20 protein-coding genes and 1 CRISPR repeat array are annotated in these 25,770 nt (G+C 48.1%); of the genes, 10 read left to right on the forward strand and 10 right to left on the reverse strand.

The window, feature by feature from the left end; all coding sequences use genetic code 11:
* Positions 1-138: 138 nt before the first annotated feature.
* Complete coding sequence (locus AC27N8_RS34275; RefSeq protein ID WP_487074039.1) at positions 139-939, forward strand: PEP-CTERM sorting domain-containing protein; 801 nt, start codon at positions 139-141, stop codon at positions 937-939.
* Between the two features lie 102 nt (positions 940-1,041).
* On the opposite strand, the gene AC27N8_RS34280 is transcribed toward AC27N8_RS34275, so the two are convergent.
* Positions 1,042-1,461: a response regulator gene (locus AC27N8_RS34280; protein WP_487074041.1), complete on the reverse strand. Its 420-nt coding sequence runs from the start codon at positions 1,459-1,461 to the stop codon at positions 1,042-1,044.
* Between the two features lie 224 nt (positions 1,462-1,685).
* On the reverse strand, positions 1,686-2,171 hold the full coding sequence (locus AC27N8_RS34285) for a hypothetical protein (protein WP_487074043.1): 486 nt from the start codon (positions 2,169-2,171) through the stop codon (positions 1,686-1,688).
* Positions 2,172-2,499: 328 nt separating this feature from the next.
* Between AC27N8_RS34285 and AC27N8_RS34290 the strand changes: the two genes are divergently transcribed.
* From AC27N8_RS34290 to AC27N8_RS34305, 4 genes are all read left to right on the forward strand, one after another.
* Positions 2,500-2,910 carry a cupin domain-containing protein gene (locus AC27N8_RS34290; protein WP_487074045.1) on the forward strand — a complete coding sequence of 137 codons (411 nt, stop codon included), beginning with the start codon at positions 2,500-2,502 and terminating at the stop codon, positions 2,908-2,910.
* A gap of 155 nt (positions 2,911-3,065) precedes the next feature.
* Positions 3,066-3,209, forward strand: a complete 144-nt coding sequence (locus AC27N8_RS34295; protein WP_487074047.1) for a hypothetical protein — start codon at positions 3,066-3,068, stop codon at positions 3,207-3,209.
* Between the two features lie 270 nt (positions 3,210-3,479).
* Positions 3,480-4,046, forward strand: a complete 567-nt coding sequence (locus tag AC27N8_RS34300; RefSeq protein WP_487074049.1) for an RNA polymerase sigma factor — start codon at positions 3,480-3,482, stop codon at positions 4,044-4,046.
* Positions 4,030-4,665, forward strand: coding sequence for a hypothetical protein (locus AC27N8_RS34305; RefSeq protein WP_487074051.1), 636 nt, complete (start codon positions 4,030-4,032; stop codon positions 4,663-4,665). Before AC27N8_RS34300 ends, AC27N8_RS34305 begins: the two co-directional genes overlap by 17 nt.
* Positions 4,666-4,757: 92 nt before the next feature.
* On the opposite strand, the gene AC27N8_RS34310 is transcribed toward AC27N8_RS34305, so the two are convergent.
* A complete protein-coding gene (locus AC27N8_RS34310; RefSeq protein WP_487074053.1) occupies positions 4,758-5,618 on the reverse strand; it encodes a class I SAM-dependent methyltransferase in 861 nt (286 codons plus the stop codon).
* Between the two features lie 1,087 nt (positions 5,619-6,705).
* Here AC27N8_RS34310 and AC27N8_RS34315 point away from each other — a divergent pair.
* Entirely contained in the window at positions 6,706-7,575 is an 870-nt protein-coding gene (locus AC27N8_RS34315; RefSeq protein WP_487074055.1) for an aldo/keto reductase, read from the forward strand.
* 3 nt (positions 7,576-7,578) lie between these two features.
* On the opposite strand, the gene AC27N8_RS34320 is transcribed toward AC27N8_RS34315, so the two are convergent.
* Positions 7,579-9,399 (reverse strand): serine/threonine protein kinase, encoded by a 1,821-nt coding sequence (locus AC27N8_RS34320; protein ID WP_487074057.1) that lies wholly within the window; start codon positions 9,397-9,399, stop codon positions 7,579-7,581.
* A 384-nt stretch (positions 9,400-9,783) separates the two neighbouring features.
* Positions 9,784-10,167 (reverse strand): methionine-R-sulfoxide reductase, encoded by a 384-nt coding sequence (locus AC27N8_RS34325; RefSeq protein ID WP_487074059.1) that lies wholly within the window; start codon positions 10,165-10,167, stop codon positions 9,784-9,786.
* Positions 10,168-10,488: 321 nt separating this feature from the next.
* On the opposite strand from AC27N8_RS34325, the gene AC27N8_RS34330 reads away from it, so the two are divergent.
* Entirely contained in the window at positions 10,489-11,070 is a 582-nt protein-coding gene (locus tag AC27N8_RS34330; RefSeq protein WP_487074061.1) for a DJ-1/PfpI family protein, read from the forward strand.
* Between the two features lie 23 nt (positions 11,071-11,093).
* On the opposite strand, the gene AC27N8_RS34335 is transcribed toward AC27N8_RS34330, so the two are convergent.
* Entirely contained in the window at positions 11,094-12,548 is a 1,455-nt protein-coding gene (locus AC27N8_RS34335; RefSeq protein ID WP_487074063.1) for a cytochrome P450, read from the reverse strand.
* 56 nt (positions 12,549-12,604) lie between these two features.
* Positions 12,605-13,165 (reverse strand): TetR/AcrR family transcriptional regulator, encoded by a 561-nt coding sequence (locus tag AC27N8_RS34340; protein WP_487074065.1) that lies wholly within the window; start codon positions 13,163-13,165, stop codon positions 12,605-12,607.
* Between the two features lie 415 nt (positions 13,166-13,580).
* On the opposite strand from AC27N8_RS34340, the gene AC27N8_RS34345 reads away from it, so the two are divergent.
* Positions 13,581-14,849 carry a cytochrome P450 gene (locus AC27N8_RS34345; protein WP_487074067.1) on the forward strand — a complete coding sequence of 423 codons (1,269 nt, stop codon included), beginning with the start codon at positions 13,581-13,583 and terminating at the stop codon, positions 14,847-14,849.
* 237 nt (positions 14,850-15,086) lie between these two features.
* A CRISPR array of direct repeats spans positions 15,087-18,904; the repeat unit is 37 nt; unit sequence GTTACAATCGCTCAAGCGCGAAAAGGTGGGTTACCAC.
* A 228-nt stretch (positions 18,905-19,132) separates the two neighbouring features.
* On the opposite strand, the gene cas2 is transcribed toward AC27N8_RS34345, so the two are convergent.
* From cas2 to cas4, 3 genes are read right to left on the reverse strand one after another with little or no spacing between them, the layout of a single operon-like run.
* Positions 19,133-19,453, reverse strand: coding sequence for a CRISPR-associated endonuclease Cas2 (cas2, locus tag AC27N8_RS34350; RefSeq protein WP_487074069.1), 321 nt, complete (start codon positions 19,451-19,453; stop codon positions 19,133-19,135).
* 5 nt (positions 19,454-19,458) lie between these two features.
* Entirely contained in the window at positions 19,459-20,592 is a 1,134-nt protein-coding gene (gene cas1d / locus AC27N8_RS34355; RefSeq protein WP_487074071.1) for a type I-D CRISPR-associated endonuclease Cas1d, read from the reverse strand.
* Positions 20,570-21,223, reverse strand: coding sequence for a CRISPR-associated protein Cas4 (gene cas4, locus AC27N8_RS34360; protein WP_487074073.1), 654 nt, complete (start codon positions 21,221-21,223; stop codon positions 20,570-20,572). The genes cas1d and cas4 overlap by 23 nt, the downstream gene beginning before the upstream one ends.
* 252 nt (positions 21,224-21,475) lie before the next feature.
* On the opposite strand from cas4, the gene AC27N8_RS34365 reads away from it, so the two are divergent.
* Together AC27N8_RS34365 and cas10d are read left to right on the forward strand one after the other, a co-directional pair.
* Positions 21,476-22,471 (forward strand): helix-turn-helix transcriptional regulator, encoded by a 996-nt coding sequence (locus tag AC27N8_RS34365; protein ID WP_487074075.1) that lies wholly within the window; start codon positions 21,476-21,478, stop codon positions 22,469-22,471.
* Positions 22,472-22,649: 178 nt separating this feature from the next.
* Positions 22,650-25,757 (forward strand): type I-D CRISPR-associated protein Cas10d/Csc3, encoded by a 3,108-nt coding sequence (gene cas10d, locus AC27N8_RS34370; RefSeq protein ID WP_487074812.1) that lies wholly within the window; start codon positions 22,650-22,652, stop codon positions 25,755-25,757.
* Positions 25,758-25,770: the final 13 nt, after the last annotated feature.

The raw sequence follows: 25,770 nt of genomic DNA on the forward strand, positions 1-25,770 counted from the left end.
TTCATACAGCAAGCAAGGGGCCATGGATAGGAATATATTCTCTCTGCGACGATGGTCTCTGACCTTGGAAGGAGCATGAGCACACTATCTTATATATCTGTATCCGTATAAGATTATAACTGCTCATAAAAATCATCTATGCCTAAAAAAATTTCTCAATCAATGTATCGTAAGCTACCTGGTTTGTGTGGAATGTTACTGCTTCTCTGTGCATTTTCTGCTTGTTCGCTATTGCCCATCGCCCAGAGTGATCCCACGCCGACGCCAACAGTCGCGCCGAAACCAACCCCTCAGCCGACTGTCCGGCCAACCATACCTCCGGCAGTCGCGACGGTTCTGCCTACGGCCTTATCGAGCAAAGAACTGGTTGGGCCAAACCTGATTATCAATGGCAATGCTGAAGTGGGTCCAGGTTCGCCCGACGATAGTAAGCTAGTCACTATTCCCGGCTGGACGCGTCAGGGCAATCTGAATGTGATGAACTATCAGAGCACGGACGATTCCTATGTGGGAACGAGCAGTGCGGGTCCAGCGGACCGCGGCAAGAACTATTTCTATGGAGGGCCTGAGACCACTGGCGATAACACAACCACGAGCATCTCTCAGATGGTTGATGTCTCAGCTGCCACTCCTTTAATCTCAACGAACCAGATCAAATATACCTTATCCGGCTACCTTGGAGGCTACTCCAGCCAGAACGACAACGCCAAATTGACGCTCCAATTTCTCTCAGTGGCAGGGACCGCGTTGAGTAGTGCCAGTATTGGTCCGGTGCTCGCGGCCAATCGTAAAGGAGCTACCAGTTTGATCCTGGTCAGCACGAATGGCACCATTCCTGCTGGCACGATGGGCCTCAAGATAACTCTGACCATGACCAAAACGGATGGCTCTGATAATGATGGCTCCGCCGATAACCTCTCATTGGTTCTCCACGCCTGATCACCAGTCTATGGTCGGACCACAAAGCCCACGGCTATCGTCGATAAAAACGATAGCCGTGGGCTTTGTGATGGCAGCGCTATGTGGAATATCTCTATCGTTTCAACGCATACTATTTGACTCTGTTCGACATTGATCGGATTTCTGCTCAGGCTTGAGAAGAAGTAAACGCATCACCTGGAGAAATCTCTCACGTGTAAACGGCTTGCTGATCCCTATCATATTGCGCCTGGCAAGCATGGCCTCAAGCGTGGGATCAGGGAGGTTTGCTGTGATGAGCAGTGCCGGTACATGCTCGCATCCTGGTATTTGATGGAGTTGATCATATAATTGAAGTCCGGTCATATCTGGGAGTTGATAATCGAGCAGAAACAAGAGTGGAGTACTCTGGTGAGCCATTTGTAACGCCTGATCGCCTCTCTTGACAGTCTGTACTTTATACGGTGTGTGAACAGTTAAGAAAAAAGTTACCAGAGAACAATAAAAGTTGTTATCATCCACAAGAAGTATTGTTTGTTGCACCCAACCACCTCGTATTCGTATTGATTCACTTATATCGAACACGAGAAAAGCCGAAAAAAGTAACACGGTATCAGGTGCGCAGGGGAGGCTGTATATAGCCTCCCTTTCTATTAAGAATGCATATACGCAGAACATGTATCAAACTATGAGCGACATGTGCTGACTGAAAGAAGCTTTCAGCGCACGGGCTTTAAGAACTGATATATTGTGATGACGCTGCTACTTTAGACAGCGTTCTTGATAGCAATGATGTCTTGATAGAGCTTCTTGCCAAATTTATCGACTGAGCAGGAGACATCAGGGCTTTTTTTGGAATCAAACGTAATTGTAGTGATAGTACGAAAACTTGCTGGTTTAATGCAGCCATGAACCTGGGGGAGCGCATCTAATGGTTGAGCTACAAGGACATCAGCCATTAAGGCTGCGGTGAGCTTTGAGGGCAGGATCTTTGGTTGTAATGGTTGACATTGCGCTGCGACGAGTACATCGCTTGTGCGGATATAGAATGTGGCCGGACAGGTGTTGGTCGAGCCGGAGATGGCTACAATGACGGTTGGTGGAGGAATGGCGACGTTCTGTACACTGTGCATAGACATCCCTCTGTTTTGAGTCTGAGCTTGAACTGATGGCGCCATAGGATTCAGGACGAAACCTGCCAGAGCCCCTATCAATCCATAGCAGAGAAAGAGCGAGATGCATTTTCTGTTCATAAAAGATCCCCTTTGTCTTCGTGTGATGCGTTTTCGTTACATGTGTGAATCATGGTAAAATTTGTTCTCTAATAAGACTCTCTTTACTTCTGCCCCATTTTCTTACTATATAAGAAAAAGCTATCTAATAATAGAATATTGTTTTATAGGTTACATGTCAATGGTTGAGATGCATCATCGATAATTTCATGTATACAAATATTAATATCTTATAGGACGTGCAGTGAAAGCAATAAGAGAAAATCATACCGGCTTCCTGACAAAAATAGCTATACTAGTATCCAGTAAATACAATTGCCGTCTCTACGGTTAAACAAGGAGTAAACCAATGCAGATGCGACGGTTCGGCCCTGAGAGTAAAATTAAAATCCCTGGCAATCATCCCGGCCTCTACGGAGTTCCTATCCAACTCAATCGTGCCCAGCTGGGATCTGGGCACGAGGATGAACTCTCCAGACGCTTCAATGGGTTGCCTCTTCTTCTTAATGCGAATCTCCAGGTCGAGGCGATGTATTTTGATCCCCATGGCTCTATTGAAGAGCATTCAGCCGAGCATCAGATCCTCTTTCTGGTCATCAGTGGACGAGGAAGCGTCCGTATCGGCGGTCCTGCTGGTGAGACGCGTGAGATCCAGGCCGGAGACGCAGTCCTATGGCCTGCCCACCTCGATCACACCGTCTGGACTGATGAGGATACTCTGTCTGCGATCGTGATCAATGTCTTTGACGCCACGCCGTAGCAAGATCATCTCGCCGCTACTACTCTGTCAATGGTCATCGCACCGATCTCTCATCTGAGATATGCACCTCGTGGGGTGAGACGCCCACCGACGTAGCGGCGCGGCTCCGCCGTGCTGCCTGTGACTCGTCCGACCATGCTCCTCATGAGGTTCCATTGCACAATCTTCCCACCGTGGAGCGTCTTGTTGGCGTTGCTTCCATCGGCACGTGGGACGGTGTTGTGCGTCCAGTGACAGCACGGCGGAGCCGCGCCGCTACTGGTCTAACCCACGTCATTGCGTCGATGCAGGAGCGGTGATGTGTCTCCCATACGTGGGTGAGCGTTGACGCCTGGCAGTCGCGATCACGCGAATTGCAAAGATTCATCCTGGCTCGTTGGACGACGGCGCAATGACGTAGGTTAGACCACTGTGTTGGCGCGCTTCCTCTAAAACTACATCATATCTCATAAAATCCCTGGTACTAAGAATACGGGAGTATGACTTTGTGGCGCTGATGCAGCACTTTTGGGGTTTTCACGATATGAATAGGTGAGATCTCAAGACATTTGGAGGCCATGGTACTCAGTATGAAACAGCAACAGTCGGTTATGCAACATGAGGATATTGTCGCTCAGAAGCAGCTAGCTCTGTTATATCAGCAACATGCTGCAAAGATGTTGAAGTACGTATCCAGGCAGATCTCATCTTTGCAGGATGCGGAGGATATTTTAATTGATACGTTTGTAGCGGCGCTGGAAAGCGATACCTTTGCTGCTTTGACTGCCCAGGAGCAGAAGGCATGGCTTTGGCGTGTGGTCCGCAACAAGGTGGTTGATCGGTATCGCAAAGCTGACAACGCTTCATCGATAGATCTAGATGATCAGACTACTGAAGATCCGGTGCGAGGGCCAGAGCAGATAAGTATCAGACAAGAGGAAGATGATTATCTGGCTTTGCAACTGAAGCGTCTCTCACCTCTGCAACAACAAGTGCTGTATCTGCGCTTCGGGGAAAATCTCCGCTGCGCACAGATTGCCACGATTGTTGGGAAGCGTGAAGGCAGTATTCGATCTCTACTTTCGCGCACATTTCATCACTTGCGCAGTATGTATCATGCTCAAGAAGGAGGAGATCATCATGACACACGGCGATGATCAATTCAACCCACAGGATATCGATCAGCAGATTGAGCAATTGCAACACTATGCATCAGATGAGATGCAAGGAAATAGTCAAGATGCAACCCTCGTGCAACGCCTGACGCTCCATTACGAGCATGAGGCGCAAGCTAGAACGTTAGAGCATGCCTGGATGGCTATTTCACAGAAATATGATGACAGGTTTTTCTCCTTGACTGGAGAGAAACGACAAATAAGCAAACAGGAAAAGAAAGAAAGGTTACAGCACTATCATATGCACTATCAAATATCACATAGAAAGAATATCACGCGTCTGGGAACCTTACTCGCAGTTGCCGTGCTTGCTCTGGTGATTGGGAGTACCGCGCTGATCATGAGTCATGCGGCAGAGACAAAAGGTGGGCCAGCATCAGGCGGCTTACCTATTTGTGCAAGCACGCCGACCAGTAAATCTACTCCTCCGACCGCGTCCCCAACTCCCGTGCCCTGTGTAAAGCCAACGGAGCCACCGATGACGCCAATAGCGAAGCCACCGATGACGCCAATAGCGAAGCCACCGATGACGCCAATAGCGAAGCCACCGATGACGCCAACAACGAAGGTGCCGATTACTCCGACACCCAAATCGAATTAGTCATTTCCCGGTAAGGCATGTGATTGAAAAGCGCGCAGAAGTAATAGAGAATACTACTACTTCTGCGCGCTTTTATGATACTGCTAGACGCCTTATTTTTGACCAATGTAGAGGAAGTGTCCGCTTGTCCCCAGACCTTCAGATGTCTTGCTAGCTTTCTCTATCAGATCGAGCCAGGCCTCTTGCTGGTCTGGCGAGAGTTTGAGTAGATTCTCCTCCTTACCCTGGGCGAATGCTTCCACTCCAATCAGTGCAATTTGCTGAAATGTAGGAAAATTAGCCTGAAACTCAGAGCTAGTTGTCAGGTGCCAGAAGGCTGGTACTCCTACCTCTGATGATGCCAGATCGCCTGCCCTCAGGATGGTTTCTAATTCCTCTCGTTCGGACAGAATATTCTCTGGTCGTGCGGAATAGGCCCAATCAAGCATCGTCAGGCGATTAATCCCTGCTGCGAAGAGCAATCCACCGGGGCGCAGGATACGTTGGGCTTCAGAAGCCGCCTGGAGCCTTTCCTCTAACACGCTCAAATGGTAAAACGGACCAAGCATCAGGACTGCGTCGCAACAGGCGTCTGGGATGAATGAAAGATCCGTTGCGGAGCCGTTTGTGATACTCAGGATGCTTTCTTGCAAGCCAGCATGTATCAAGCGTGCTTGAGCAGCCTCCAACAGGCGCGATGCAACATCTACCATATGCACATGGCTGCCACGACGTACTAGAAGCTCGCTATAGTGTCCCACGCCGACACCCACATCGGCAATTGTTCCACCCTCAGCAATGTAGCGTAATAAATAGCGCTTTGTGATAGCGTACTCAACCGGAGCAAACTTCTCCAGGCGCTTCAACTCATGATTCACGCCATTGCGCACGCCATTGGGGAGATCAGCATCATAGGACTGTCCTGCCAGGGCATGATGTCTGACAAGTTTATAGGGTTTCGCGATATGTGACATCTGGCTACCTTTGTCCTTTCAAAAATGCGTTGCTTGAGATGATAATCCGCAGGGACATCTGATGCACAAGGATGCCATGAAAAGTGTAACAATAGTTTATGTGGCGACTGTCCTTGCTTTAGGGGAGGGGCGATGCAAAATGATAGGCGTGAGCTGCTCGCCGGAGGTCCAGATAAAACATCTACGTTGCCACGCTGCTCCATGTCCCTGGGCACCATATAATCCTTGCAGAGTTTAAGCAAGAAGTATGGCGCTTGTTTCACTCCACATATATGAAACAGGATGGAGTTAGCGGCGATCTGTCATAGATGTTAGAACCTCCAAAGAAGATGTTATCTATTATGCTTGTATTGTAACTGCAAAAAAAGAAATCTGTCAATGGGAGGGAATCTCTTGGGCGCGCTTCATTTTTTGCATGAATTGCACTTATATATTTATATAACTCAAATGTAGCACAGGGGTTTTACGCCCCTGTGAGGTGCCCATGCCACTCATGTATCATGTTCAGCTCCCAGAGCCTCCCTGGCAATATGATCAATAGAGGATGTTTTGCGCTATGGCACCTCACAGGGGTTTTACGCCCTCTCAATTACCCACATCTTTTGGCGATAGGCTTTATAGCTGCTCACAGGCTGATTGGCACTGATGAGCTTAAGAGCACCTATCGCAATCGTGTCAAATGTTGTCTGGCCTTTCAAGCGATCTCCTATTGATGACCTTAGAAGATGTGGGTAATTGAGAGGGTTTTACGCCCCTGTGAGGTGCCCATGCCACTTATGTATCATGTTCAGCTCCCAGAGCCTCCCTGGCAATATGATCAATAGAGGATGTTTTGCGCTATGGCACCTCACAGGGGCGTAAAACCCCTGTGCTACATTTGCGGTTTTTCAATCAATACTGATTTAAAAGACGCATTTTATCTGTATGATCGTATTCTTGAGGTAATTAATCTTTGACAGTGTAAAAAACTTGGGGTATGCTTTCTCTAAATTGGCTGATTGGATTGTCAATGTTGGGATAAATTGTTCTGCAGATAACTTCAATGAGAAGATGTAGGGTAAAAGATAGAATTCTGGGAGTACAAATCATGGCAGACTTAAAAAGTGCGGTTGCGGCGAGTGGTACGCTGACTCTGGGCGGTGATCTGACGATCTATCGACTGGGTTTTGGCACGATGCGGATTACTGGTAAAGGTGTTTGGGGGCCACCGGCTAATAAAGAAGAGTCGTTGGCAGTGCTTCATCGGGCCATTGAACTGGGCATTAATTTTTTTGATACCGCCGACTCCTATGGTCCAGAGGTCAGCGAAAACCTGATCGCCGAGGCGCTATCACCATATCCGAGCGGGCTGGTCATCGCTACCAAGGGAGGCTTTACGCGCTCAGGTCCCGATCGATGGTCTCCCGATGGTCGTCCCGAGCATCTGCGCTCGGCTCTGGAGGGGAGCTTGAAGCGGTTGCGCCTGGAGCGTATTGACCTCTATCAGTTTCACACTCCTGATCGCAAAGTTCCGTTTGAGGAATCAGTGGGCGAGCTGGCTCGTCTCCAGCAGCAAGGTAAGATCCGTCATATTGGACTCTCTAATGTGTCGGTGGCGCAATTGGAGCAGGCTCGCCGTATCGTCCCGATTGTCTCGGTCCAGAATCGTTACAATATCCTTGATCGAGCCTCCGAAGATCTGGTCGACGTCACCGAGCGTGAAGGTATCGGCTTTATTCCCTGGTTTCCTCTGGCGACCGGCAATCTGGCTCAGCACGGAAGCGCTCTGGATACCATTGCCCAGGCGCATCAAGCCACGCCGAGTCAGGTCGCGCTGGCCTGGCTCCTGCAACGCTCGCGGACAATGTTACCAATTCCAGGTACCTCTACCGTCAGGCACCTGGAAGAGAACAGTGCCGGAGCCGCATTGCATCTGAGCGAGCAGGAGTTCAAGACGATCGCCGCTCTGCGTGGATAACTATCAGCTTGCGGCATAGATGTTGAAATTGCACGTTGTGACGCTTGAGCGATTGAATGTAAATGTGAATACTCCAATGCTGCCAGAACTGTAGTCATCATTGAAGGTGTTTACGACGTTTTTGGCGTTGATGGCGATCGAGATTGAGCTGCCAATGGCGACGATCGTGATATGGTTGGAGACGTTATTACCAGTTTTGATCGCTGGACTGAATCCACTCGCGATGAATTGATTTGTAGTAAAGAGTTCGTAAGAGCCATTGGTGCCGATGAAAAAGCGATAGCCTGCCGTGCCATTCTGGTTGCTACGAAACATAATGCCGCCGCCGTTACCATTGGTCGAGACATCTGCCTCGATTCTGACATTCCTTATGCTGAGTTGAGGAATGAGTGTGGTTGGAAGCGTATTTCGATAGCCCGCTCTTGCGCTTAGCTGGCCGCTAAAGAGTGTTGTGATGGCTGTGGCGGTCGGTTTTTTTACGCTGACTGTGGGGGTTGGCGTTGGCGCTGGAGGTGGGGTGGGATGTATCTGTACGGTTGTTTGTGTGGGTTTGGCTGTCGGGAAGGGAAGTATGGATATGGACGTTGTGGGAACTGGCGTTGCTATGGGCCGAGTAGGTTTTATGGTGGCAATGGTGGTCGGTTTGGTGCTCGTTGGCGTCTGTGAGGCACCATGGGTCAGGGAGACAGGCGGACTATAGACGGCGAATACCAGATAGACGATCACGCAGCAGATGAGGGTCAGGAGGGCTGAGCCAAGCCATAATCTCTGCTGTCTTGCCGGTATTGCTGCACTGATGGGACGTCCGATCCTGGCGCTGACTGGATATCCCAGCGTGGAAAATAGCTGCCGGGTTGTTTTTTTGATCCCTGTGATGGCTGGCAGATGATCACTGGTGGCGAAGTGGGCAATGACATCTGCATCCGATTTGGCGGCCGCGTTCGGGAGTACAAATTTGGTCGCTTGTATCGCAGCTATGATTGGAATGGCGGCTGGCGTTGCTTCTGGCGAGGCTATCTGTAGCGCCGTTAACAGGGCTGCGATGGTGGGATAACGTTGCAGCGGATCTTTCTCCAGTCCTTTGAGGACGGCTTTGTTGATCGCATCAGGCAACTCAGGGACGAGGCTGGTCAGGGCGACTGGTCTGATACGCAGTTGCTGCTCTTTCAACCGGTCGATATCTTTTGTCGTGAATGGAGCTTGACCGGTCAACAACTCGTATGCAACGCAGCAAAGAGCATATTGATCGCTTAACGCTGTGCCCAATGGCGTGGAGTCCTCTTCCTGTACCTGCTCCGGAGAGAGGTAGCGGAGGCTGTTGAGCGATATCTCCTGTTTGCTGGGCGTGATTTGATTAGGACTATAAATATCTGCGAGAAAAGCGTGTTCAAGGACATCGAAAAAAATATGCTTTGGCTGGAGATGTCCATGGATGATCGATTGGTCGTGAAGATAGGTTAAAGCCTGTCCGATCTGTGTGACAATCGTGATCGCCTCGTCGATGGGTAGTCGCTCAGGGAAGAGTTGGTCCAGACGAGCACGGAGCGAGCCGCCAACCATATACTCGCTGACAACGTAGGCGCTGCCTTTTTCTATCCCCCCGTCGATGAGCGGCACGATGTGCGGATGCTGGATGTGAATGAGCTTGTTGATGTGTTGGAGAAATTTTTCCCGCTTCTCCAGGGTGATGAGGGCGGGCTTGTCAAAGACTTTTAGGATCGCTTTCCGTTTTGGCTGCTCATTCGTGCTGACAAGATACGTCGCGTTATTACTATGGTGCTCAAGCATGATAGTAACATCATAGCGACGAAATTGATGTGGCATGTGCATCTTTTTTGTCCTACAGGTAAAAATATATACATACAAATAGAGCTAAATGAAGTATCGATACATAAAGATAGACTTATCTGATTGTGCGACAGCTAGTCGATGAGAAATCCCCTTTATAGAATGCCGAGAGAGATGGATTCCTATTTTCTCTGTTACACCATAAGTCTGTAATATACACTCATTGTAACATAATAATGATCGCTAGTATAGTCATTCACGTGAAATTCTTATTAGAGTTTTAACAAATATTCTTTTTCTTCTTCCCGAAGCGATCAGAGATCCAATGATGCACGACGAGGCAGGTCGCGACGTACTGGTACGTCACGACCTGCCTCGTCTGGTCTCTCAGCTTTTGAGGAAGCAGGAGTGAATTTTCAATTATTCATGTAGCGTTGGTGGTAGGGCCGTTCCTTCGGGAATGAAGCGCATGGATAATGAATTGACGCAATGTCGCGTATTCTTCCTGGTCAGATGCTCTCCCAGAAAGACGTGTCCCAGATGTGCTCCGCAGTTGGCGCACTCGATCTCGGTCCGATATCCATCGGGATCGGGAAGACGCTTGACCGCATTGGGAAAATCGTCATCGAAGGCCGGCCAGCCACAATGTGCATCGAACTTGGTCTTTGAGGAATAGAGGGGGGCGTTACAACGGCGACAGATGTACGTACCTTCTTTATAAAAATCATCATATTCGCCACGGAATGGTGCTTCTGTGCCTTTATGCAAGATCACCCGCGCTTCTTGAGGGGTTAAATCGTTCATGTTTGCTCCTAACATTCTAGAATGCACGCACAGCAATACTCTGTACACTTATGCTAGTATATTGCATCAATGCCGTCAAGTTCTCCTGTCGGAGGCGTCGACTCTGTACGTATCTACCTATAAGAACATAATCAAGAATTGAAATGTTCCTGCAATACCAATGTCTTCGCTTCGCTTGACCCCCTTGTGCGTTGCTGCTCAAATATTGTACTGTACCATTGTAACTATTATGTATGCTGCGCAAAGCATGCCCCTGAAATAGTTGCCGAACCGAAGCGTTGAATGCTGGATATGTCACGAGAAAAAGAAAGGCGTAATCTGATGAGTGCAAAGAAGCTCTTGATGTTGGTTGGCGATTATGTCGAGGATTACGAGGTTATGGTTCCCTTTCAGGCTCTTCTGATGGTTGGTCATACTGTGCATGCGGTCTGCCCCGGAAAAGAGGCCGGGCAAACGGTGCGCACTGCCATCCATGATTTTGAGGGCGATCAGACGTATAGCGAGAAGCCAGGACACAATTTTCGCCTGAATGCGACTTTTGCCGATATTAAGCCGGAAGAGTATGATGGTCTGGTGATCCCTGGCGGACGAGCGCCGGAATATCTTCGTTTAAATGAGCGCGTGTTGGCGATTGCACGCCATTTTGCTGAGGCCAACAAGCCGATTGCGGCCTTATGCCACGGTCCACAGATCCTGGTTGCGGCCGGAGTCCTCAGCGGAAGGACCTGTACTGCCTATCCTGCGGTTGGTCCCGAGGTCACTCTGGCGGGAGGCCATTTCGAGGATGTGGGAGTTGATCAGGCTGTCGTGGATGGCAATATTGTGACAGGAGCAGCATGGCCCACTCATCCAATCTGGCTGGCTCAATTTCTCCACCTGCTGGGCACGCAGATTGAGCTCTAAGGCGAATGGGGACACATCGTATCTCAATACGACGCATCGAGCCGCATCTGCATGCCATATTTAGGTCGCAGCGTCACCAACGGCTGGAGAACGACATGCGTGCCGGGAGTCAATTGAGGTGTGAAGCGTTGCAAGATGGTGGCGAGCAGGAGCTTGGTCTCGAGTTGCGCAAATGACATGCCAATGCACATATGCGAGCCCAGGCCAAAGGGGAAGTAGGCCCCTTGCGGGATTTTCTGCTTTTCCTCCTGCTCCCAGCGCTCCGGCCGAAAGTTTTCTGGATCGCCCCAGATATCGGATTGATTATGCGTTACCCATTGACTCAGAACGATGATCGTGTGTGCCGGTATCATATAGCCATCTATTTCAAACGCCTCGATGGCCTGGCGAGCCTGTCTCCAGGCGGGCGGATAGAAGCGCCAGGATTCGTTGATGACTCCCTCCAGGTAGGGTAGGTGGGACAGGTCATCGAGGGTCGGGACGCGTCCATGCAGGACCGTCTCCAGTTCGGCCAGCAGTTTCTGGCGGGCGGTCGGATTTTTGGCGAGCAGATAAAATGTCCAGGCGAGTGTGTTTTGAGCGGTTTCGTGTCCGGCGGCGACGAAGGTAAGTACGTGATCATGGACCTGCTTGTCTGTCATCGCGTCCTGTTCTTCCTGCGCTGCCAGCAGCATCGATAGGACATCACCGGTATCTCGCGGATGCTCACGCCGTTGCGCAATCAGGTCGTAGATGAACGTATCGATGAGTTTGACGGCATCGACAGTTTTTTGAGGTAAGGTCGACTGGCTGAATCTGCCAAGTATGGCCATCTGTCTGGGACTGCTGTTGAGTACCACATCAAAGGCGTGTCCGAGTATGTCCGTCTGGTCCAGGGAGTCAACGTTGAAGAGCGTTTTTGTGATGATACGTAGCGTGAGACGTTGCATCTCGCTGGAGATGTTTACTGTTGAGCCAACCTGCCAGCTATCCAGCAGCTCCTGCGTAAATCCGGTCATCGTCTCGGCATAGCGATCCACGCGCTGCTTATGGAAAGCCGGCTGGACCAGCCGCCGCTGCTGACGGTGAAAATCTCCATCGATCGTTAGCAATCCATCGCCCAAAAAGCGTTTGAGACCTCCACCATTGCTAAAGCTTGGCTTGCTAAAATTGCGTGCCTGCTCGACGAGCAGGTAGCGTACATGCTCTGGCCGGAACACGAGTATCACTGGCCGCTTCCCAATATGGATCGTTGCCATACGTCCATAACGGTGTGCTAATTGGCGGAAAAAGCTTAACGGTCGCATTTGAAATGGCAATAGATCTCCCAGGACTGGTAAACCCCTTGGGCCAGGTGGTAGCGACGGCTTTTGCCTGCTCGAAGCTGGATGTGTGATCGTGCTCATCGATTGTCCCTCGGTCTTCTCTGGCAACTGAAGCAAATGTTTTTTCTCTTTACGGGTGAATAGATGACCGTTTCCCGGTGTGTGGATAGTCATATTCAAATATATGCTGCAGGCTTGCTGTTGTTGCTGGTCAACAATCGTATTCAGTACTAGTGAGTGGGACGGATTACCAACTCATAATAGATAGCTCCCATTTGTTCAGGTGGATATGGCATCCCTTGCTCCAGCCACCACTGGACCAGCGAGATGGAGGCTGCAATCAGATGGTAGGCGGCGATATCGCTTGGGATGATCGTGTCGCCGTGCGCCTTGTGCTTTTCAAGAGCACTGGGTGTGCTGGCCTCGATGACACGTTTCACGAGTCCCGAGGCTCCTCCGCTGCGCAGCAAGACGCTAATGACCTCGCTGTGCTGCTGCACGTATTGAAACAGCAGCAGACCGTTTTGGAATTCATCGTTGTTCTCGAGAGGTGTCGAGAAGAGCTGCATCAGCTCGTCGAGGACAACATCAAGGACACTTTCCAGGAGAGCATCCTTATCGTGATAGTGGCGAAAAAAAGTCGCGTAGCCGACATCGGCATATTGCGTGATGTCGCGGATCGTTACCGCATCATAGTCTTTTGCCAGTGTCAGAGCGATCAATGCCTTCGCCAGCGACTGCTGTGTCCGCTTGATGCGGCGATCCATCTGCTTCTCAATGGCTCCCGTCATGGCTCACCTGATGATTGATCGAGCATTGCTTTACCCTAATTGATCTACGATGAACGGCTTTTGAACATATCAATTGCCAGCTCGTTCGCTATCCAAACCTTTCGCCCAAAATTACTACGAGAACTTAGATTGATGTTCTACAGTATATCATGTCCTGCTCTCTTCGTGACCATTGAACTATTTTCCCACTCTTCTTGACATGTGCCATGGCGATGTTCTACAGTATACTAAGTAGGAGATATGAGACACACTATATCAAAAATTATAGCATATATCATAATTGTACGGCGAGTTTCACCAGGATTCGTGAGAGCAAAAGGAGAAACATTCGCACAATTGTAACGACCTTTAACTGTGCAGTACCTTTATGTGTACCTTATAAAGTAGGAAAAGTAAGCAGGAAAGTTGGTAAACTATGTCGATCGAACAGAGCGAGACTCTATCCGGGGCACAGGAAAAGCAGATGACTGGCTGTCCCATTGACCATAGTGCATGGTCGGCCCAGAAAACGAAGCGCGGCACTGTGATCAATGCGGAAGATCCGATCCATCGTGACGAGGCTGGTGTCTGGCACGTGCAGGGATTTGATGATGCACGGGCTATTCTGCGCAGTGCGAATGCGAAGCAGGCAGGCTTCGGCAAAGAGATGATGGATATGATGGACAAGGGCAACAAAATGAAGCCTGCCATCTTGTATCAAGAAGGCAAAGATCATCTGCTCCAGCGCAAGCAGACGGCCCGCTTTTTCACGCCGAAGGCCGTCGATAGTGGATATCGTCAGCTGATGGAGACGGTGGCCGATGATCTGCTGACCGATCTGAAGAAAAAGAAGCATGGCGACTTGAGTTTTCTGACGCGCTTCATGGCAGTCAGAGTGGCGGCCGAAGTCGTCGGCTTAACGGATAGCATCCTTCCGGGCATGGATAAACGTATCAACACGTTTTTTGAAGGTGATCTGTCGCAGATGGCAAAGCACATGACGCCCAAGGTTTTTCTTAAGTCTCTGAAGAACCAAATGGCCATCTCGAGCTTCTTCTTAATGGACGTCAAACCAGCTATCAGAGCACGCAAACGTACGCCGAAAGAGGATGTTATCTCGCATCTGATCGCGCAAAATTATAGCGATCCGGAGATTCTGATCGAATGCATCACCTATGCCGCCGCAGGCATGGTCACCACGCGAGAATTCATCAGCGTCGCCGCCTGGCACCTGCTCGAAGACACAGAACTGCGTACGCGCTACCTGGCCGCTCCCGAGAAAGAGCGCTATGACGTCCTCAACGAAATCCTGCGCCTGGAGCCCATCGTCGGAGATCTCTATCGCCGCACCACCGCCGATATCGAGATCAAGAAGGGCGATCAGCAGGTCGTCATCCCCGAAGGTGAATTGGTCAACGTCCACATCATGGGAGCCAATATCGACGAAAGAGTTATCGGCGAACAGCCCATGGCTCTCTGTCCCGGACGCGCTCTCGCGGGCAGTCAGATTCCAGAAGCTCTCATGAGCTTCGGCGACGGAATTCATCGCTGCCCCGGCTCCTACATCGCCATCCAGGAGAGCGATCTGTTCCTGAAACGACTCCTCTCCATCGAAGGACTGCGCATCGCCAAACAGCCCCAAATCTCCTGGAATACCCTCTCCACCGGCTACGAAATTCGCGACTTCCAGCTCGCCATCGACTGATCCGGCTGGCAGAAATGTATGCATGAAACGAAAGCGGGCCTGATAGTGTAGAGCTATCAGACCCGCTTCCGCTGTCCAGGCGCCTTAGCGTGATGTCTCCCCTCAAGTATGCACTACAATTGTAAGAAAAGCAGTAACAAAACGTATCATTTCATGTAACAAGTGGTATCATTTTTCAAGCATTCATAATATCAGTCTTCTGCTCACGAAGAAGGGATGCAAGAGATAGAGGCACTTGTTCCAATCGCTCAAGCGCGAAAAGATGGGTTACCACCAATTACGCCAATACGAATAAGATCCTGCAAGAGAAGTTCCAATCGCTTAAGCGCGAAAAGATGGGTTACCACGATATGTATGGGGATATCTTGAATATATCTCTGTGGTTCCAATCGCTCAAGCGCGAAAAGGTGAGTTACCACATCTCCTCTGACACTAATACGCAACAACCAGAGGTGTTCCAATCGCTCAAGCGCGAAAAGGTGGGTTACCACCTTGGCTCCGTCCATGGTAAAAGTACGTGAGGATTGTTCCAATCGCTCAAGCGCGAAAAGGTGGGTTACCACTTCTCTGGGTCATGGTTTGGGTGACAGGCAGCGATGTTACAATCGCTCAAGCGCGAAAAGGTGGGTTACCACGCAAACCCCCAATCAGTTGACTGTTTAAGAGTTGATATAGTTACAATCGCTCAAGCGCGAAAAGGTGGGTTACCACCCAAGCGTATCGGGGTCAACAAAGGCATGGAAGGCTAGTTACAATCGCTCAAGCGCGAAAAGGTGGGTTACCACAAAGATTTCCGTGATGTTCAAACCCCTGAGGCATAGAGTTACAATCGCTCAAGCGCGAAAAGGTGGGTTACCACTTTTCATCACAGGTATTGAGCCCTGCGATATCTATAGTTCCAATCGCTCAAGCGCGAAAAGGTGGGTTACCACGATGCCCTCGCTCCTGAAGTAGCGCGGGGATGTAAAGTTACAATCGCTCAAGCGCGAAAAGGTGGGTTACCACTATCTCAGTTTGTCCAGGCTGCACAATTTGCAAAAGCAGTTACAATCGCTCAAGCGCGAAAAGGTGGGTTACCACATCTTTGAAAGCTCCTGAGTGAGTGCAATAGAACCGTTACAATCGCTCAAGCGCGAAAAGGTGGGTTACCACTATCTCAGTTTGTCCAGGCTGCACAATTTGCAAAAGCAGTTACAATCGCTCAAGCGCGAAAAGGTGGGTTACCACATCTTTGAAAGCTCCTGAGTGAGTGCAATAGAACCGTTACAATCGCTCAAGCGCGAAAAGGTGGGTTACCACGGAAGACGATTCTAGCGCTTCCAGCTACTAAGCTGGTTACAATCGCTCAAGCGCGAAAAGGTGGGTTACCACTGCCTGGATAGTTTGCATTTCCAATGACAATTTGACCGTCGTTACAATCGCTCAAGCGCGAAAAGGTGGGTTACCACACTTCCACAAGCTCCCAGATCAAAGCCGCGTCTTAGAAGTTACAATCGCTCAAGCGCGAAAAGGTGGGTTACCACTCATTGACGGCCAGCAGGCCAACGAGTTCGCGCTTAAGTTACAATCGCTCAAGCGCGAAAAGGTGGGTTACCACTATCTATATCCATGATCAAGGCGGAGGTATTAACTCTGCGTTACAATCGCTCAAGCGCGAAAAGGTGGGTTACCACTCATTGACGGCCAGCAGGCCAACGAGTTCGCGCTTAAGTTACAATCGCTCAAGCGCGAAAAGGTGGGTTACCACTATCTATATCCATGATCAAGGCGGAGGTATTAACTCTGCGTTACAATCGCTCAAGCGCGAAAAGGTGGGTTACCACGAGTATGGAGAAAATGACATGTGGGAATTTATAGCGGGTTACAATCGCTCAAGCGCGAAAAGGTGGGTTACCACATTGACGCCGCAAGTATTCCAGCAAGTCTTTAGCAAAGTTACAATCGCTCAAGCGCGAAAAGGTGGGTTACCACCGCACAGGGCGGTTTCTCAGGAACATCATCGAGCGGTTACAATCGCTCAAGCGCGAAAAGGTGGGTTACCACTGAATAGAGCTACAGCATCCTACATCATGTGGCTCTGTTACAATCGCTCAAGCGCGAAAAGGTGGGTTACCACCGCCCGGAACGTATCGGCGTTTTCCTATGTGGACACCTAGTTACAATCGCTCAAGCGCGAAAAGGTGGGTTACCACACTACAGCTAGTCAAGCCAATACGGTGTATGGGTATAACGTTACAATCGCTCAAGCGCGAAAAGGTGGGTTACCACCCACAGCATCATCACCTGGGATGAAACTACTCCGAGTAAGTTACAATCGCTCAAGCGCGAAAAGGTGGGTTACCACTCTATTCCAGAGCTTTTTCAATGGTTTGAGCAACAGGTTACAATCGCTCAAGCGCGAAAAGGTGGGTTACCACTTCTTTGTCTTCCTCCGCCTCTTGTTTCGTATAAAGTTTGTTACAATCGCTCAAGCGCGAAAAGGTGGGTTACCACATTACGAGCGGGCGGAGTCAACATTGTTGTGGCAAGTTCGTTACAATCGCTCAAGCGCGAAAAGGTGGGTTACCACAAAGAGTGGTAGCTATGCATTTGTCGGAAATTATCAATGTTACAATCGCTCAAGCGCGAAAAGGTGGGTTACCACTCTTCAAATTATGATGTTTTCCCATGGAGTCCATTCGGTTACAATCGCTCAAGCGCGAAAAGGTGGGTTACCACTCTTCTGTAAATTTAGGCGTATCGCCGTCCATAGTTAGTTACAATCGCTCAAGCGCGAAAAGGTGGGTTACCACTCTTCTGTAAATTTAGGCGTATCGCCGTCCATAGTTAGTTACAATCGCTCAAGCGCGAAAAGGTGGGTTACCACTCTTCTGTAAATTTAGGCGTATCGCCGTCCATAGTTAGTTACAATCGCTCAAGCGCGAAAAGGTGGGTTACCACGAAGACACAAGTTTCTTAGCAGGTATCTGCTAGAGTTACAATCGCTCAAGCGCGAAAAGGTGGGTTACCACTATATCACCTTATTTTCCCATTGCAGATTTAAGACGTTACAATCGCTCAAGCGCGAAAAGGTGGGTTACCACTATGATACCAAAAAATTTCTTGAATCCTTTCGCATTTAAGTTACAATCGCTCAAGCGCGAAAAGGTGGGTTACCACAGCGAATATATCGAAAAATCTTCCAAGCTCCATTATTTTGTTACAATCGCTCAAGCGCGAAAAGGTGGGTTACCACGGAGCGCCGTTGATGATCTCCTCTGATGGAGCTATTAACGTTACAATCGCTCAAGCGCGAAAAGGTGGGTTACCACGACGCTGAACTATTTGATACAACTGTCTGGACAGAGTTACAATCGCTCAAGCGCGAAAAGGTGGGTTACCACCATATCCTGGTACCTTTAAGCCCTCAAATGGTGCCAGGGTTACAATCGCTCAAGCGCGAAAAGGTGGGTTACCACGTCTATGGTCGAGACATTCGCGACTCAATCTTATCAGGGTTACAATCGCTCAAGCGCGAAAAGGTGGGTTACCACCACTACACAGACTCCCTCGTACTGCGAGCGCTTTAAACGCGTTACAATCGCTCAAGCGCGAAAAGGTGGGTTACCACGGCATTGCGGTAAAAATCTTCAGGTGTCAGATTATCGTTACAATCGCTCAAGCGCGAAAAGGTGGGTTACCACGTAAGCAGGATGAGCAAACCACCAAAGATTAGGAAAAAGTTACAATCGCTCAAGCGCGAAAAGGTGGGTTACCACGCAAAGCATGTCGCGATGCAGCACAGGTGCCGAAACTTGGTTACAATCGCTCAAGCGCGAAAAGGTGGGTTACCACTACGGCCCTACGCCGCCGGGAAGATTTACATACTTCGTAGTTACAATCGCTCAAGCGCGAAAAGGTGGGTTACCACTTTATCTCTCACAAATCCTAGTAGTAAGTTTCTCAGTTACAATCGCTCAAGCGCGAAAAGGTGGGTTACCACCGAAGAGAGAGATTTCGAGGAGCCCCTTGATGCCGAGTTACAATCGCTCAAGCGCGAAAAGGTGGGTTACCACCCCGATTATAGCGAGACCTTGTGAGAAGCCGGTTGAGAGACTCATATGCGAGAGGCTCTGTATAATTATCATTGTAACACAGTTTTTGTGACTGATCCACTCTTTTATTGACTCCTTTGAGCTCAAAATACTTTGCGAGAGGCTCAGCGTGAAGGATACACAGCCGAGCCTCTCGCAAAGTATTTTGCTTGTGACTGCCAGATCTTTCTTGGGGACGTGCAATACGTTCTATATTAAGTAGCTAGTGTCTTCTTTGGCTTCTGGAATGCCGATGGTTTCGATTTTTGGAAGGCAGACATCACAAATTGTATAGATACGTACTCTATCCGTATTGCTATCAAGGTATTTATCTAATTTTGCTTGCATTTGCAAAAGTTCTTTTTTTGTTAAAAAGCACTCGAAGAGTGAAAACTCTGTCCATTTTCCAAATCCTTTCAAGATTTTGTGAACGTTCGTGCGCCTTTTATCATTGGTGATATCGTAGGCAACTACATAAAGATGGCTTTGTCTTACACCTCTCGCATGCATTCCTTCGGAGCTTTTTTGCATCTTGATTACCGTACTGTAAAGGGGGTATATTGAGGGATCTCGCCAGTTATATATTTCGCTAGCAGGCGTGCCTGAAGTTCGATGCAACGGCGATAAGAGACTTTATATCCAAAGATGGGATGCGTAATAATTTCTTGCATGCGCTCTTCAAATTTTTGCAGAAAGAGTCGTTTGGCTGTGTCAGTCATTCGATAGCTGTTGAGTTCCAGGACAAAATCTTTTGATTCGAGTTGCCGATTATTTAATAGGCTTATAACAACAGAATCAACGATTAACGGCCTGAACTCCTCCATAACGTCAAGTGCGAGGGCTGGTTTGCCGTAACGAGATGAATGGAGATATCCAATATAGGGGTCAAATCCGACTCCGGCTAGCGAACTGGCAACTTGTCCGGCTAAAATAACATAGCCGTAACTAAGCATCGCGTTAACCGGGTCGGTAGGTGGGCGTCTCACTCGTTTGCAAAAGCCATGTTCCCAATTGCATTTAATTAGTCGCTCAAACACATGAAAGTATGCCGCACTACCAGCTCCTTCGCAACCAAGAAGTGATCCCAAACCATTCATCCTATCCGGTAAGTAATTCGCTATCTCCGTTGGCTCTGACTCTATTATTGGATCAATTTCATGCCACGCTTTATCATTGTTTGAAGTAGTAAGTATTGTCTGTTCCGCAGCATGAATACATTGCTTCAATGTTTCTTGCTGCCTGGCAATGGCGGGATCATTATTTGTTCTTTGGTAACGCATTAAGATGGTGCGCATATTGCGTAATTTTCCAATCACAAAACGTTGAGCAATCGCATGACGCTTAGGTGCATCTGCGTGTGCTGCATGTTGAGCCAGGCGCAATATGCTGTTTTTTGTGAGTTGAGGACTGAGATTACCCAGGTAGCGTCCATGTTTGCTCAGGTAAGTGACCTGAACCCGTGCTTCTAGCAAGCTTGCTAATGCCGGCGTTGTCAGAGTAATGTCTCCTATGACCATTACTTCCTCTACTTTGAAAAGGGGAATGGTCATCTTGCGCTCTTGTTTTCCTTTGCGCTCTTCACCTTTATGCTGTTCAGGAATATGGACAATTAAGCAATCACCTTCACGTCTTACCCAGGCTTGTTGTTCAGTCAGATAAAGAATTGCCATCTTTTCCTTCTCTCTTCTTTGTATGCATTGTTATTACTTCGCGGGGTAGACATATTGGCTCCAATGAGCAATCACGGCACTTCTGCCAGTTCGTTATTGGTGCTGGTGGTTGGTCTTCTTGCATGAGCTGACGTGCCTCTGTGAGTAAATCGAGGGTTATGTTACGGAGTCTTTTGTCAATAGGAACTTCGTCTCTGCGAGCAGAGCCAATATAGAAAATATATCCAGTTGTGATGCGTCCCGCTTCTATCTCTAGCGCCTCTTCTAGCGCAAGTGCTTGAGCACATAGTTGTGTGTGATCAGAGATCCATTTCCCCATTTTCCCCTTTTTATATTCGATTGGATAAAGTTTCCCGGTGCGTGCTGCCTCAGCCAGATTAGTGTTACGTTCTTCTATCTCCAGCACATCGCTATATCCGACCAGCCCCAATCCAGGTGCACAGAGATAGATGCGCCTTAGTTGTTCTTTCTGCCCTCGTATACTCTTCCCTGGTAGATCGACTCTCTCATGCAATTGTTGACCTTCTAATACAAATTCATTCACAATCATCTCACCTAGAACAAACTCGTAATAGAAACGGCGTGGACAATACGCATATGCGTTTACTTGTGAGATTGGTATATCAACCATCCCTTTGCAACCTTTCTATATACCTTGTTGTGCTGTATATACCTTTAACTGATCAGCACAAGCTCATCTGAATTTTTAAGTATTCTGTTGTGTATCGCTTAACTTGGAGTTAAGCCCATTTCCAAATGGAGATCCATGACTTTGACTTAAAGTCCTAATTGCTTGCCCTACCATTGAAGCTATTCTATAGTGATAAGATCATGTTGTGTCCAGTGGTCCTGGTAGTAGAGCAGATAGAGGTGTTTTCACTCCATGAAGCCCGATACAAATGCTGAGCGCTCCTTTAGGAGGCGCGTCACACTCCTCTCCTTATTGCATAAACGTCCACACTGTTATAGTGAAATTATTACATTTCTGGATCGAGAATATTTGCTTTCGTATGACTCGCAAGCAAGCAATGAGGTGATCAAAAATCAACAAAAATACCAGTTTCGTAACGATTTGCGTGTATTAAAGACCCACAGTTATAATATTGCTTACGATCGTGGTAGTAAATTGTATGTCTGGACTAATTCGCCTTTTGGACTTTCTTTTGATGCTGTCCAACTCAATATTCTCTCCCTTTTACGTGATACGTTTGGCGATTCCGTGATTCCACATGCAGATGATATACGTGATTTCCTCTCTTCCCTGGTTGATCTTTTATCTCAAGATCAGCAGAAGGTTGTGAACACTCAACGTCTTACTTTTAGTATTGATCTACGGGAAACTATTGATTATCGTCACTTCGATCAAAAAACACTCCGGGTGGTCGAAATGGCGATCGAACGTTCTCAGCAATTGGAGTTCACTTACTGTTCTCCCTTTAAGGGCCAAGAGCGCCGCCATATCATCGAACCTCAGCCTCTGATCTTTAAAGATGGGCATGTGCGTCTGCATGGACGACATGTTGAGATGAATAAAGAACTCAATTTTCGCCTGGACTATATCGTGCCTGGGAGTGCCAGGATGCTTCATACCAGATGCGTAAAGAATAGTCCGTTGAATCCGACCTATCAATTGCGCTATTGGCTTGGCCCCTCAATTGCACGTCACAACGTAAGCGAACATTTTTCTGAACAGAAAGTAGAGCGATATCCAGATGGTTCGGCAATCATCACCGCTCGCATTACCGATCTTTTTGAGGCACGTCGTATTGTGCTCAGCTATGGATATAATTGTGTCGTTTATGAACCTCCCGAACTGATGATACAAATGCGTCAGATACGCGATCACTTCAATAAGTCATATCCTACACCCGTTGAGTGAGTACATATGTACTCACTCAGATACGCTACAATCTTGGTGTACATTACATTGAAGGAGGTTTAAGTTGGTACAATACCATGACATCTTGCAAGGTTTCGTGAGGGATTATGCCGTTCCATCTATGCAAGAACTTGGCTGGATGTTTAAGGCGGCAAAGTCATATGGTTGGAAAAAGGCCATGCGTGGGGCGGATTTTCATGTAGATCAACCGTTACGTACCCATATTCTTAATGGCTTATTTGCGCTGACTCGTGTGCTCGAGTACTTGCAAGATAAAGGTTACACGCGGCTAAGTGAGGATGAGTTTAAACGAACGCTCGTTTTGTATGTGTTTCACGATGCATATAAAGACAGTGAACTGGCGAAAACACGTACTGGTACTGGTGAATTCGGTGTCACATTAGAGGCTTTGGAGGATCTTTTTGCGCAGACGAATCTGCGCCAGTTTGCGGATGTATCAGCTGCTGAACTGCGTGCGGCCAGTGTGTCACTACTCAGTCCTAAAGTGGCAGATTTGTCATCGGCCAGCTCGGGGATCAGCCGCCTGCTCACGCTTGTCCACCTGGCGGATGCCCTGGCCAGTCAGCAGACATCCCGCGATTACAAAACGGCCGAAAATAGAGTGGGTGATATTAGTCGCGATGATGCGGTCGCTGCTCGCCAGCGGACTCGCATGAGCAAGCGTATTCCTGTGGGAGAACTTACTCCCCTCCCTAAGCTGAAGTTTTATTATCACGAGCTCGACGATTATCGTGGATTATCTACGCTTAGCATTCACCAGGCCACCGAATTTGCGCTTGCTCGGTATGGGCTCTATCCTATTCTGTATTTTGCTAACGGTATCTTGTATCTGGGTCCAGAAAATGCTGAGATTGATGTGAATATGTTACGTCACACGATTGCTACCAATATGTTTACCAATCTTAGAGAAGAAGCAGGACAAGGAAGCTACGCAGCGACTGAAGAAGCATGCCAATATGGTCAACGTTTAAAATTTCGCAAAGATGTGTATCTGTTTAGTTCACTTGAGCAACTGCTATTGGTTGTCCAGAACTATCATCTTGCGAAGAAATCAACAGGTTTTTTTACGAAAATAGTGAAAAAGCGCGTCTCAAAAGACAAGTATGCCAGTGTGGCTACTAACTTCGTAGACTTTTGTATGCGATTTTCTATCCTCCCTGATGCTGATGAAGATGAATCTTTTGCACAACGTTGGAATGCTGCGTACTTCATGTTTATGGGTATTGAAAATATCGCAGAAGCCTTGCTTTCTGAAGACGTGCTGGCATGGATATGTACTACATTTCGCATCCCTTCTCAGATTGCTGTAGTTATCCGGCAACATCGTGCTCTCTTACAAACGGGCGGTGTCGCAGATCACTGCCTTATTCTTAGTTATCACTGGCTTATCGCTGCTCGGTTCCTGGGAGATACTAGAAAAGCGCAAGAGGTAGAAGTAATAGATATACAGCAGAGGTTGTATCAACAGGCGCTAAAAGCTCTGAAACCTCATGATCGTGAGAAACGCCGTCTTGACTTTGTCAACGAGGAGTTGAGCTTACAAAGTGATATTGAACATTATCTCGAGGCCAATCTCGTTTTTTCGTTTTATTCTGAGCGATCTATAGATGATAATAGGCTCAAAGTATATGAGAATGAGAAAACACGTACTCACAAACGCACGTGTATTATTTGTAATCGTGATATCCCAGTCAAAATGAAAAGTAATGTCATTATCACTGATATTGCTAATCAGCAAGCATTAATCTTCTCAAACAAAATCCAACCATCACACACCGTAAATGCGCAGATGGTCTGGTGTCCTATGTGTTATCTGGAGTTTATGCTGCGGAAGCTCGGCGGTCAGAGCTATCCTGCGGATAGCGATTACAACGCCTCCTATCGTCTTCATCTGTATGTTCTGCCTGATTATTCATTTACCCCACAATTATGGGAGTATACCAGTCAGCAGTTATTGAAAAACTTTCACGCCAAGGAGACTGTTGTCAGTAAGCTTGCCTTGCGTGGCAGTAAAGATGATCCAGCCCTACCAACGCATTGGCTGAATCATCACAATGTTGATGATGAATGGCTGGAACAAGTACGAGATATGTTCGCTCATCAGGCAGCACATATGAAAACAAAGACAAAAGAGGGGAAACCGCGTGGCAAACAAGGTGATCGCATCACGTTTTCTCTTAAAAATCCCAATTACATGCTAATTACCTATGATAATGTTGTCAAATCAAAAGAAAAGAGCCTGGCCCCTACCCATATTGAGGTATGGACAAAAGCATTGTACGCTGCGACATTGATCCATCTCCTAACTGGAGCACGCGTCTATATCACAGATAAACCATACCTTAGTATTATGCGGCCGGAAGAGATGAAAACCATCATTGAAATGGAAGGCTTGCATCCATTATTGAGTAGCATACTGCCAATGTCTCGTGATATTGATGTTGATCTTTTGGCAGGCAATAGCAGACGAATACCATTAAGTACGTTGCCGGCTATGTTGGATATATTGGCTGCTGTTTGGGAGATTAATGCGGGCCTTTCTCAAAATACCTCCAGCCAACGTCGTAACCTTGATAAACAGGTTGCAAATATCCTCGAGGAAGTGAAAATCAATTATCTGGCAGGTGCGACCCTCTATAAGAGGCGCGAACGAGACAAAGCCTCTCCATATCCTGCATTTACACGTGCATGTCAGATACTTTTGCCGCAGCAAGGAGAGCCAGTAGATGGAAATCGTATAGCCATGGGAACAGAAGGTTATGAATTGATGATTGATAAAGAAGGAGGATATTTGATGAGCCTGGTTGAGAGGATTACTACGACCAGTTTACAACTCTATCATCCACTGATGGGAGCGAAGGGGCGAGCTCATCGCTTTGAAACGCTGTTCCGTACAGGCGTGGAAGCTATAAAAAACAATGCCAGTAGTAGCGAAAATGATGAAGAGCTTATCTCCAGAGTGGCAGGGACAGTATTGAAGCGTCTTGAGCGGATCGTTGCTGGCGGCGGATTTGCTCCTACATTTGGTGCACAACGACTTGAGGTAATGAATGCCTTTGCAGCCTTGCTTGTCAGGGATCTCTTCAGGCAGGTGTGTGGAGGCAGTCTTTCAAAACTTACGCATGAAGAAAATCATCTGGCTGATGCCATTTATTTTCTTACATACCAAAAGGTACAGCTTTATTGGGAAGAGCGCAAGAAACAAGCTCCTAATGAAGCTGAGAAGATAGATACCGACAAAGGACTTATCACCAGTAATTTGTAAAAATTATTGGTGA

The sequence above is a fragment of the Dictyobacter sp. Z7_2 genome (assembly GCF_057551105.1).